The 12,188-nt window shown below is 64.8% G+C and carries 7 protein-coding genes; 1 reads left to right on the forward strand and 6 read right to left on the reverse strand.

The window, feature by feature from the left end; genetic code table 11:
* Positions 1–11 precede the first annotated feature (11 nt).
* The 6 genes from ACDH77_RS14365 to soxR form a co-directional block, all read right to left on the reverse strand.
* Entirely contained in the window at positions 12–1,529 is a 1,518-nt protein-coding gene (locus ACDH77_RS14365; protein WP_031423632.1) for a tryptophan halogenase family protein, read from the reverse strand.
* Positions 1,530–1,569: 40 nt separating this feature from the next.
* Positions 1,570–2,616, reverse strand: coding sequence for a cupin-like domain-containing protein (locus tag ACDH77_RS14370; protein WP_031423634.1), 1,047 nt, complete (start codon positions 2,614–2,616; stop codon positions 1,570–1,572).
* A gap of 4 nt (positions 2,617–2,620) precedes the next feature.
* Positions 2,621–3,379: a SapC family protein gene (locus ACDH77_RS14375; protein WP_011348172.1), complete on the reverse strand. Its 759-nt coding sequence runs from the start codon at positions 3,377–3,379 to the stop codon at positions 2,621–2,623.
* 326 nt (positions 3,380–3,705) lie between these two features.
* On the reverse strand, positions 3,706–6,864 hold the full coding sequence (locus tag ACDH77_RS14380) for a TonB-dependent receptor (protein WP_008573056.1): 3,159 nt from the start codon (positions 6,862–6,864) through the stop codon (positions 3,706–3,708).
* Between the two features lie 1,030 nt (positions 6,865–7,894).
* On the reverse strand, positions 7,895–9,904 hold the full coding sequence (locus ACDH77_RS14385) for a M1 family metallopeptidase (protein ID WP_031423640.1): 2,010 nt from the start codon (positions 9,902–9,904) through the stop codon (positions 7,895–7,897).
* A gap of 230 nt (positions 9,905–10,134) precedes the next feature.
* Positions 10,135–10,581, reverse strand: a complete 447-nt coding sequence (gene soxR, locus ACDH77_RS14390; RefSeq protein ID WP_031423642.1) for a redox-sensitive transcriptional activator SoxR — start codon at positions 10,579–10,581, stop codon at positions 10,135–10,137.
* 99 nt (positions 10,582–10,680) lie between these two features.
* Between soxR and ACDH77_RS14395 the strand changes: the two genes are divergently transcribed.
* Positions 10,681–12,054 (forward strand): MFS transporter, encoded by a 1,374-nt coding sequence (locus tag ACDH77_RS14395; RefSeq protein WP_031423644.1) that lies wholly within the window; start codon positions 10,681–10,683, stop codon positions 12,052–12,054.
* The last annotated feature ends 134 nt before the right edge of the window (positions 12,055–12,188 follow it).

Raw genomic sequence — 12,188 nt, forward strand, 5'->3', positions numbered from 1 at the left:
CATGACCCGCTCTAGGCAGGCACCGGGCTACGCATCCCCCACACCTGTTCGCCTGCCTTGCAGTAGCGCTCGATGAAGTCCTGCTGCGAGGGCATCTGCTGCACGGCGTGCTGGATCGGCTGGGCGATACCGTCGAGCAGGCGGCGCAGGTCGTGGTCGGAAAATGCGCGCGTCAACGGGTGATGCTGCTCGGGCGCAATGCCCTGCCCCATCAGCACGTGCGTCCAGGAATCGACACGAAACAGTTCATCGGCACCCTGCCAGGCGTGCGCGCGTTCGCGCCAGGCACGCAAGCGCAGCGCGAGCGACTCGGGCAGTTCCATCTGCCGGCACTGCTGCCATAGCGGTTCGTCGCGCTGGGTGGCGTGGTAGTGCAAGGTGACGAAGTCGCGCACGTGCTCCATTTCAGCGCGGCTGACGTCGTTGAACAGTTGCACCTGCGAGGGCGCAATGCCGTCGGCCGGAAACAGCGCCAGCAGCCGCACCACTGCAGAGATGGTGAGATGGATGCTGGTGGATTCCAGCGGCTCGATAAAGCCGCTGGCCAGACCGAGCGAGACCACATTCTTGTTCCAGGCCCTGAGCCGGCGGCCGGTGCGAAACGGCACCATCCACGGCTCCTTGACGGCAGGCGCAGCCACATCGCGCAGCAGCTTGGCGTGCGCTTCGTCATCGGACAGGTGCTTGCTCGAAAACACCAGGCCGTTGCCGACGCGATGCTGCAACGGAATATGCCAGCGCCAGCCGGCTTCGTGCGCGATGGCGCGGGTGTAGGGCACCGGTAGGCCGAGGGCTTCGGTCTGCACCGCTACCGCACGGTCGCACGGCAACCAATGGCTCCAGTCTTCGTAGCCGGTGTGCAGGGTCTGCTCGATCAGCAGACCGCGGAAGCCGCTGCAATCGATGAACAAATCGCCTTCGATCACGTGCCCGTCTTCCAGCACCAGGCTGGCGACATCGCCGCTGTGCGGCTGCACGGTCACCTGCTGAATCCTGCCTTCGACACGCTTGACGCCGCATGCCTCGCTGCGCGCGCGCAGGAACTTGGCATACAGCGCCGCATCCAGGTGATAGGCGTAATTGACCGCCGGCTCGCCATGCAGCGCAAAGCGGTCCACGCGCGAGGCCACCGTTTCCAGGCAGTAATCGCCGAAGCTGCCCGGCATGCCGCGGCGCTGGCTTTCCAGCCACAGGTGATGAAACGCGCACACCAGGGTGCTCTGCCCGGTGATGCCGAATGGATGGATGTAGCGCTCGCCCTGGCGGCGCCAATGCTCGAACGAGATCGACAGCTTGAAGGTACCTGCCACCGCACGCAGGAATTCCTGCTCGTCGATCTGCAGGAATCGGTGGAAGGTGCGGATGGGCGGCACCGTGGATTCGCCCACGCCGACGGTGCCGATCTGCTCGGACTCGACCAGGGTGATGTCAAGCAAATTGCGGAATTGATGCGAAAGCGCACAGGCAGCGATCCAGCCGGCCGTTCCACCACCGGCGATCACCACCTTGCGAATCTGAGCCTGAGTCACTGCGCACTCCTGTGGCATGGGTTGAGGGCGGTGCTGCACATCAGCGGTTCAACTTGCCGATCAGCATGGCGCGCAGCTGCCGCGACAGCATGGGGTCGATGGGGCCGAGCGCATGGCGCGCCGGTTCGGGCAGATGCTCGCCGGCCTGCTCGGCAGGGCCGAACACGTAGTGATCGAACAACGCGCGCCATGCCTGTTTTTCGGCTGCCGGACGGTCGCGAATTGCCCACAGCGCGTGATACAGCGCCGGCATCGCGGCGGGCAAGTGCGCTGGCGCACTGCTCCACCAGTAATTGATCAGCACGTTGAACGGCTGCAGCGATTGGACGTGGTGCCACCACATGCTGGGAATGAACAACGCATCGCCCGGCTCCAGCACCACGCTGCGCGCATGCGGCAAGGCATCGGCAAAACGCGGAAAGCGTTGCAGGTCCGGATCGGCGAAATCGACCATGCTCACCACCTGCCCGCCCGGCGTAGGATCGAGCGGACCCGGATACAGATTGGCGACCTGCTCCGGCGGAAACAGCGTAAAGCGCCGTTGCCCGACCGCGCAGCACGCCAGGTTGTCCAGCGCATCGTAGTGGCACGAAGCGATCACCCGGTTACCGATCCAGATGCTGGGCTGCACGGGGCTGCCGTTGGCAGCCACATCCAGATCGTTGTGGGCGCGCAACCCTGGCAGATTGGCGTCCACCGGCAACGAGGCCAGGTAATAGGTGGGCGGCTGCGGGTCGTCACGATGTGCCGCAATGGCATCCAGCAAGGTACTCACGCTGCCGCACTGCACCTGGAAGTTGAGCGCGCTGCAATCGTCGCGATAAAACGGGCGGCTGCCGATCTCCGGGCCGCCATAGGAATACTGCAGGGGGCGGCCGGTATCGTGCGCGCGCAACAGCGCCATGGCCTCATCGGCGCCGCGCAGCCCGGCCTGCACCAGCGACCAGTGCCGCGCAACGCCACGCAGCACCACCGGCTCGGCGGCCTGGCAAAGTGCGGGCAGCGGCAATACCTCAGGATCGCAGTCGCTACGCTCGGCGATGGCGGCGCCTGCAGCGACGGACAGATCGGTAGCACGTGCGGCCATACGCTCAGGCGTACGCGGCAACAGGGGCGCTGTGCGACTGCTGCAGGCGGCGCTGCTTCTCGGCCATCAGCCGGCGCACGTTGTGCAGCGATGCCAGCATCAGGAAGGCACCTTCCAGATAGCCGGCCTGATGCAACTGCTGCAGCGCTTGTGCATCCAGGGCGGCCAGCCGCTCGCGGTCGATCGCGAACAAGCCCTGCAACTGCGTGGCATGGCTGGCATCCAGCGCAACGTCCAGCCGCACCGGCTGGATCAGGCCGAGCGCGTCGAAGGCGGCCGCCATCGCCTGTCCCGCGTCCACGCCATCGCGGATGCCGCGCAACACGCCGATGATGTGTTCCAGATACGGGCTATGGCCGCCTTGCGGCAGGAACACCGCCTCGCCCTCGCTGCGGCTGATACGCGGATGTTCCAGGTCGACATGGATCACCGGCTCCTGCACCAGGGCCCCATCGACGTGTTGCTCCTGGAAGCCGATCAGGAACGGCCCCTTGGCAACGATGCCCGGCAGATAGCTGGCATTCCAGCGCCCGTCCTGCAGGAACAGGTTTTCATCCTGTGCGAAGCCCAGCAGCGCCACCGGCTGGTAACCACTCCCGGCCGGATCCTTGCGGAAGAACAGCGGGTACTCGCGCTGCAGCTCGGCATATTCGGTGACGAAGGCCGGCACCACGCCGACCGCGTCGCCGAATTGCGCACCAAAGCGCAGGATCACGCGCAGGTCGTGATGCGCCACGTTGTTGAGCACTGCGTATCGCGTCATCTGAAACTCCAGCAGCCGTCCATCGCGGAGCGCTGCAGTCATGAGGGAATTCGGGCGCACGCATTCCCCGCGTGCTTATCGATGCTGAGCATTGCCAAAAATGCGTGCGCCGGCAAGCCGCAGGGCAGCAACGCGCTGCATGGCGCCGAAGACCGGCGCGTGGCGCATGCGTGCGCATTGCACGGCCGTTCGCCCACACACCGACCGAGCGAGCACCGCGGCAATACGCGGCTGCAGACCGCACGCGCGCAACGGCGCAATAACCGGTTGCGGCCGCCATCACACGATGGCGGCCGCAGGATTGACGGCTAACAACGCGTGATGGATCAGAACGCGTACCGCACGCCCAGCGTGTAACGCGGTTGCTGGTCGATCAGGCGGATGATCTGCTTCTCCGAGCGGCCGTGCCAACGGACGTCTTCACCGGTCAGGTTGATCGCCTCGAAGCCCACCGACAGCTGCTTGTTGAAGGCGTAGCTGACGCTGAGGTCGAACTGCTGATACGGCTCGACGTAGTACGGGTTGCGGTTGGCATTGTCCTGGTTGGCAGCGATCAGGTATTCGTCACGCCAGTTCCAGGCCAGGCGTGCGCTCCAGCCATACTTCTCGTACATCAGCATGACGTTGGCGGTGTCGCTCAAACCGAGCAAGGCAAACTGATCGCGATCGATCACGGTGTTATCGAACGCCACATCCCCTTCCACGATGGTGTAGTTGGCGTAGATGCCGAAGCCGGTGCTACCGAAGAAGTACTGGCCGCCGAGTTCCCAGCCGTGGATGTTGGCCTTGTTCTGGTTGATCGGCCGCGACACATCGAACTGATAAAGCGGGTCGGAGGCATTGCCGGCGATATCGTAGGCATTCTCCAACGCAAGGCTTTGCGCCGAACTGCCGTTGTAGGCGCTCAGCCCGCCGGTGGCAGCAGCATTGCGCAGCAGTGCCATGGCCGCAAACAGCGAGGTGTCGTTGGCCGAACACGCGCCCGCGACATCGTTGCCGGCCGCGCCCACCTGTGCGGCGCAGGCACCGCTTTGCAGGAACGCCAGCGCGGCCTGGGCATCCGGCCCCGAAGTGGGGTCGGTCAGTCCGTACAGCGATTCACGCGTGACGGTATTACCGATGAAATTGCTCACGCGCTTGTTCCAAAACGTCGCCGACACATAGCTGGCGTCGGCGAAATACCACTCCAATGCCAGATCGAGGTTGTCCGATTCCAACGGATCGAGCGTGGGCGTCTGCGAGTCGCCGCCGGCGCGGTTGGACGGGTTGATCAGGATCGAGCCGTTGGGCGTGTTGGGCGTGGGTCCGGCGATGAGATTGTTGTACGGTGCGCGCGCAATGGTCTGGCCGAACGAGGCACGGCCTTTCAGCGAATCGGTGAAATCGATGCTGAAGTCCATGTTGGGGAGGACGTAGTTGTAGCTGGTCTTCTCGCTGAAAGGCTGCTGGTCGGTAGACCGGATCAACTGGAAGTCGTTGTTGGACAGCCACAGTAGCGCGGTGGGCGTGGCCACCTGCGAGGTGGACTCCACGTCGGTGCGCTCGTAGCGCAGACCCAGCCGCGTATTGGTGGTCATCCCGGCGATGGCACCGGCAAGTTCCAACTGCACGTAGGCGGCACGGGTCTTTTCTTCCACCCGGTTGTCTGCGGTGTATTGCGGGTTGTAGCGCGTGGTTGCGCCGTACTGGCTTCCGCCCCACAGCGCCAGCTGATCGGCATCGCCACGCCATGCACTGGACGCCGCGCCGCTGGGATTGAAATCCTTGAACATGCCGGTGATGCTCACCGGTTGCAGCAATGCGACCATGCCCGGCTCGTTGCCTGCATTGGCCACGCCCCAATCGCCCAGCGGCGAGTTGGTCTCGCTGACCCGGCGTTGCATGGTGGTGTTGGTCGAACTCACGCCAAACTGGAAGCGCCCGTCGTCGAAGTCGAACTTGCCGTCCAGGCGTCCTTCCTTGGTTTCGGTCACCTGCTTCTGATAGAAAATGCGCAGCACCTGCGAGCCGAGCTCGGCGGGCGTGAATGCGGGATTGACCACGCCATTGGTGTTTGCCAGCGAATCGGCCGCAGTGGGATACCAGGTGCGTGCGCCGATCGGCAAGGAATTGTTGAACCACAATTCCTGCCCCCATTGGCCGCCGCAGTACGGCCCATTGGTGCAGTTGTTGGTGCCGGCGAAACTGAAGTAGGTCGCGCTGCCGCCCGTGGTCGGGTCGTTGGGCAAGCTTTGCGTCTTGGAGTTATGCGCATCGAAGCTCAACTGAAAGCGGTCGCTCACTTGCCAGTCGGCATTGAAGCCCAGCGAGCCGAGCGTGTACTTCTGCTCGTTGCGCTGTTGTTCCATGCCGAAGTCCTTCGCGCCATTAGGCACATCGCGCAGATAGACCGGCGTGGCCACGGCCTGGCCGGTATCGAAGGTCAGATCGGTAAAGCTGTTGGCGCGCTGCAGCCAGATGCCCTGCTCGCCGCGCTCTTCGCGAATTTCGTTGGCCGAGTAGGTGTAATCCAGGGTCAGGGTCAGGCTGTCGGTCGGTGCGAACTGCATCACCGCCTGGCCGTTCATGCGTTCGCGCTGGAAATCGGCGAATGCGTAGCGCAGATCGTTGGGCATGCCATACAACTGGCCGATCGCCGGGGCATTGGTCACCACCGCGTCCGGGCGCAGTGCCGGGTCGGTACCGGTCCAACGCTGGATGTTCCAGGTGTTTTCGGTGGCTTGGACCGAACCGCCATGGCGCTTCTGGTAGCTGGCGCTCAGGCCGATACCGAAGGTCTTGTCCGGGTTGGTATAGCTGAAGATGCCCGACACTTCCGGGGTGAGCGAATCGCCGAAGGGCTCGGAGCGGTCGGACACCATCTTGGCACCGGCGTTGGCCACCACGCCATCGTGATTGAACGGCTTGTCGGTCTGGATATTGATCGTCGCACCGATACCGCCGCTGGGCGCCGTTGCGCGGCTGGTCTTGAACACCTCGATGCCGGTAATGGCTTCGGAGGCGAGCTGGGCGAAGTTGAACGCGCGCGTGCCGACATCCACGCCGCCGATCGGCGTCTGGCCGGGCGCACCGAACGCATCGGCACCGGGAATCAGGCGGCCGTTGAGGGTGACGGTGTTGAACTGCGGGCCGAAGCCGCGTGCGGTGACCTGCGCGCCCTCGCCATCACGGCGCTCGATGGAAATGCCAGTGATGCGCTGGAGCGATTCGGCCAGGTTGGTGTCCGGAAACTTGCCGATGTCTTCGGCGCTGATCGCATCAACCACGCCGGCGGCATCGCGCTTGATGCCCATCGATTGGTTGAGACTGTTGCGGATACCGGTCACGTTGACGGCATCCAGGGTGGTGGCGGAATCACTGCTGGATTGCGGCGCCGGTGCAGGCGGCGGAGCGACATCCTGCGCAAAAGCGGGATTGATGACCAACAGGCCACCAACGAAGGTGAACATGGCCTTCGACTTGAAGCTGTTCAACGTACGACGCATCGATGTGTCCTCGGGAGTGGAGTCCAACCGCCAACGGCCGGTATCGCGGCATGCGATACGGCGGAATCGTGGCCACTGCCCGACAGGCCGTGGCCAACGCTGCTGCAACTGCTGGAGCCACCAATCCAACGCCATGCATTTGTCGTGCGGGCGCAGCCGGCGCCTGGATCGGACATGTCCTGATGGCATCTCCATCCTTGCACCGCGCCACACGCACCACGCAACAACCGCTTGACGTTGTCTCAGTTGCCCTCGATCTGTCCCCTAGCACGCAGGCTGCCGATCGCCCCTTCGACCGTCGACCTGCGATGTGCGTGCACGTCTACCCGCCGCAGCAAAGGCGTTGCCACGCCATTGTTGCGTTTGTTGCAGGTTCTTTGCACGACGTGTCAGCCAGTGATAGCGCTAACATGCCGCGCAGCCTAGTCAGGGCATAAAGGGCTTGTCACCGTGCGTTGCAGCATAGTGATGGCTGTGCACTGTTACAGCCGATACCGCAGTCGCTTGAGCCCGCATGCGGTTTTCAATACTGGCGGGGCTGTAAGCGTTATCACGGCATTACGCAAAAACCGTCGGGTCGAACGGTGAAATTTGCACAATGAACGTGTCGCAATGGAGTCGAATACGGCGATTGCGCAAATCTGGGTTTACGAGCAGTGCCGCGCGTCTGGATTGCGCATGTCGAAGTCGGCGCTGCACAGGACGCGGCAACGCACTGCATGCGCCTGCCGATTGCACGTCGCCTGTGTGTCAGTGCAGCGACATGCATTGCGCGCGAAGGAGACGGTGCACGCTTCGCAATCGATTGCGCCGCGTCCGGGCAGACAACGAGCGCACTAATTTGTCGTCGGGCGAACCCATCCTCATCGCACAGGAGCCACGTCGTCTGCTGCCGATCGATGCCGGGCAACTGCTGCGCTCGCCCGGTGATCAACGCAGGCGCTTGTTTCCGTTTTCGTCGGCGGTTGCCGCACGCAGCCACCGACGCGACCGCGCTGCGGCCACGTCGGCACCCCCGCTAGCGCAATGCTCAGCCGGTGATGTCAACACGCGCGTCGCTGCGGTCGGCATCTGGCAGCACATGGTCCGGGTCCAAAGTGACGTGCAGCACTCTCTGGGTGGTCGGCACGGTGACTGTGGGGGTAGTGGTCTGCAGCCATGTTTCCACCGGAATGCGTCGGTCCAGATGGCTGCCATCGGCCAGGTCCGCACGCAGGGTCGCCGGCATCACCAACTTCTGCCGGCTGCGCAATGTGACTTGCACTCCCTTGGCCGGGTCGTGGTCGACGTAATGCGCGTCGGCGATGCCCATGTCCAGCTGCCAATTTTTTAGGTACCAGCCGCGCCACCACCAGGACAGGTCCTCACCGCTTTCGCTTTCCATCAGCCGGAAGAAGTCCGAGGGCGTGGGATGCTTGTAAGCCCAGGTGGCGATGTATTTGCGAAATGCAGGATCGAAACGCGCCGGTCCCAGGATCTGCTCGCGCAACAGCACCAGGCCGAGAGCACCCTTGAAGTAGGTCAGCGGATGGCGATAGGTCTCGCTGGTGGAATCTGCGTTGTCCATCAACGTCGGCGCGTGGGTGTCGGCCAGTAACGGCAGGATTTCGTCGACCGGGTTGCCACCTTTGGGCGCATATTCCGAATCGCGCTTGGGCGCGTATTCGCCCTTGTTGAACGCATCCGATGCATACACGTCGATGAAGGTATTGAAACCTTCATCCATGAACGCATGCCGGCGCTCGTTGGAGCCGACGATCATCGGGAACCAGGTGTGGCCGATTTCGTGTGCGGTGATCCAGAACAGGTCCTTGCCGCCGTCTTCGAAACCATCGAAGACGATGCCCGGATATTCCATGCCGGCCCCATAGCCGCCCAGGTTGATCGCTGCCGGCCACGGATACGGATACCACTGCGAAAAATGCTCGATGGCGCCTTTGACGTATTCGGTAGAGCGGTTCCACTTGTCTGCGCCCACGCCTTCCACCGGGTACACCGACATCGCAAGCGCGTGCTTGCCGCCCGGCAAATTGATGCGCGCCGCATCCCAGACGAACGCCGGCGATGCGGCAAATGCGACGTCGCGGGTGTGATCCATGTGGAAGCGCCAGGTTTGCGTGCCCTTGCCCGCCGGTTTGGCCGTACCTGCGGTTACCTCGGCAGGCGTGCGGATCAGCACGGTGCGGTCGCTGCTGCGGGCGTGTTCCAGGCGTTGCTGTTCGGTGCGGCTGAGTACGTCCTGCGGATTGGTCAGCGCGCCGGAGCCGGCGACCAGAAAGCCCACCGGCACGGTCACGGCATAGTCGAAATTGCCGTACTCCAGGTAGAACTCCGATCCCAGATACGGTTGCGTGTCCCAGCCACGCAGATCGTCGTACACCGCCATGCGCGGATACCACTGCGCAATCTCGTAGATCTCGCCTTGCTTGCTGGCACTGACCGCCGTGCGCCCGCCCCAGGTGCCGGGAATCGTGTAGCGGTAACGGATGTGCACGGTGAGCGCCTTGCCCTGCCCGGCCAGCGGTTGCGGCAGATCCACCCGCATGCGGGTGTCGTCGACGATGAAGCGCGCCGGCTGGCGGCGCCCGCCTTGATCGATCTCGACGCTGGCGATCTGCATGCCATCGGTGAACTCCTTGCGCTTGAGCGGCCGGCTGGCGGCAGCGCGCGCGTCGGCGCGGTAGATGTTCTGGTCCAGTTGCAGCCACAGCACGTCCAGCGTGTCGGGGCTGTGGTTGGTGTAGGTGATGGCGGCCTCGCCGCTGAGGGAATGCGTTGCCGGGTCGATGCTCGCGTTGAGATCGTAATCGGCGCGGTTCTGCCAGAACGCCGGGCCAGGTACGCCGCTGCCGCTGCGGTAGCTATTCGGAGCGTCGGGCAATTGCAGGGGCGCGAACAAGGCCAGCGGATCGAACACGCTCGCCGGCGCAGGCGTGGCAGCGGGAGCGGCGCGGGCTGGCGCGGCAGCGGCAAGCGCCGCCGCAGCGACGCAGGCCAGCGACAATGCAACGGTGAGTGATCGGCGCACGGTGGGGGTCATGCGAAATCCTGCGGCGGAGGGAATTCCCATCCTACGGCGCAGTTTGCCGCGCGCGGGAATGCCATTGGTCCCGGTTGCGGCTGCCTGAGGTTTGGGAGGTAGCCGCCGATGGCTGCTCTGGTGGAGGCCCAGGCACGCGCCGCACGCGCAGAGCGCCCGCGCGACGCCGGCCCTCCCCGCTCGGCCCTTACCGCTCGGCCCGATGCGCCGGGCCGGCTGGCCAGGCTGACTTACTCCGCCATCAGGCCACCCAATCGCAACGCCCCCTCACCACTGCGGCCCATGGCATCGTCCGGATTGCTCAGGCGGCAGCGGCGCAGCGACAGGCAGCCGCAGCCGATGCAGTCGGTGAGCTGGTCGCGCAAGGCCTGCAGTTCATTGATGCGCGCGTCCAGCTGGCTCCGCCAACGCGCCGACATGCGCGCCCACTCCGCACGCGTCGGTGTGCGTTGATCCGGCAACACCGAGAAGGCATCGAGCACCTGCTGCAACGGCACACCCAGGCGTTGCGCCACGCGGATCACCGCGATGCGCCGCAGCACATCGCGCGCATAACGACGCTGGTTGCCGGCGGTGCGCAGGCTGCTGATCAAGCCTTTGCGCTCGTAGAAGTGCAGCGCCGACACCGCAACACCACTGCGCTTGGCGACCTCGCCCACGGACAACTCACGTTGCATTGCCTTGACCTCAACTTAGGTTGAGGCAGGATGCTGCGCGGCCTTCACCGGTGCAAGTACCGGCGAAGGCTCGATATACGTTTCCTTCCTGGATGTTCGATGCCTACCGAAAGACCGATCCCTGCCGCAGTGCTGTCCATCCAAACGCAGCCCACCTCCATCCTGGCCGCGCCTTACCGCGCGGCGACGCTGGGCATGGTGGCGCTAGTGTCGCTCAACGCGTTCGAGTCGCTGGCGGTTGCCGCCGCCATGCCAACGGTGGCGCGCGAGTTGAACGGGCTGCCGCTGTATGCGTTGGCGTTCGGCGGCGCGCTGGCCACCAGCGTGATCGGGATGACGGCGGCCGGACGCTGGAGCGACCGTGCCGGTCCTGGCGGTGCATTGGCTGCCGGCCTGTTGTGCTTTGTGGTCGGCCTGCTGGTCGCCGGCCTGGCACCGAGCATGCCGATGTTGATCGCCGGGCGCTTGCTGCAGGGGCTGGGGGCCGGCGCCTATTCGGTGGCCCTATACGTCATCGTGGGGCGGCTGTACCCGGAGGTCTTGCGCCCACGCGTGTTTGCCGCGTTTTCGGCGGGGTGGGTGGTGCCCTCGTTGATCGGGCCGGGCATCAGCGGATTGATCGTGCAGCACCTGGGCTGGCGCTGGGTATTTTTGTCGGTGCCGCTGTTGGCGATTCCGGCTGGATTACTGCTGTGGCCGGCGCTGCGCGGACAGGCCTGGACACGCGACGGGTCCGAGGCGCCAACCGCCTCGATGGGGAGGGCTATCGGAGCGGCGATGGGCGTGCTTGGCGTGTATCTGGGCGGGCAACTGCACGGCATGCTGGCGCCGGGCGCAATGCTGCCGGCCGTGTTGCTCACCGCGTATTGCGCCTGGCGCCTGCTGCCGGCTGGTACGTTGCGGCTTGCGCGCGGCTTGCCGAGCGTGATCGCGCTGCGTGGCATTGCGGCGGCCGCCTTCTTCGGCTTTGAAGCCTTTTTGCCGCTGCTGCTGTCGCGCGAACGCGGGCTTTCGCCGCTGCTGGCCGGCGTGGCACTGAGCGTGGGTGCGTTGGGCTGGTTTGGTGGTTCGTGGTACCAGGGCCACAGCCGCGCCGGTTGGTCGCGCCCTCGCCTGCTCAAGAGCGGCGCGCTGTTGATGACGCTGGGCATTGCGATCAGCGCGGGTGCGGTGTGGCCGCCGATTCCTGTGCCGTTGGCAATTGCCGGCTGGGCGCTGACCGGCCTGGGCATGGGCCTGCTGTATCCCAGCCTGTCGGTGGTGATGCTGTCGCTGTCGCCACCGGCCCAGCAAGGCGCCAACAGCTCTGCCTTGCAACTGAGCGAAGCCATCGCGGTGGCGGCCATGCTGGCGCTGGCGGGCGCAGTGTTCGCCGCGCTGCTGACATCGGCCACGCGCGCCGCCTACCTGAGCGTGTTCGCGTTGGCGTGGTTGCTGGCGGTGGCGAGCTTTTTTGTGGCGCGGCGGGTGTGATGGCGTCCGCGGCGACTACGCGGCATCGACGTAACGCCATACCACATTGCCGAGGCAACGTGGCCGGTCGATGGCAGCACGCGAATGAGCCCCAAGGCTTGGCGGGTCGCAACGACCGAGGTGATCTCCAGGTT

The sequence above is a fragment of the Xanthomonas axonopodis pv. maculifoliigardeniae genome (assembly GCF_041519315.1).
Classification (GTDB): Bacteria; Pseudomonadota; Gammaproteobacteria; order Xanthomonadales; family Xanthomonadaceae; genus Xanthomonas; species Xanthomonas euvesicatoria.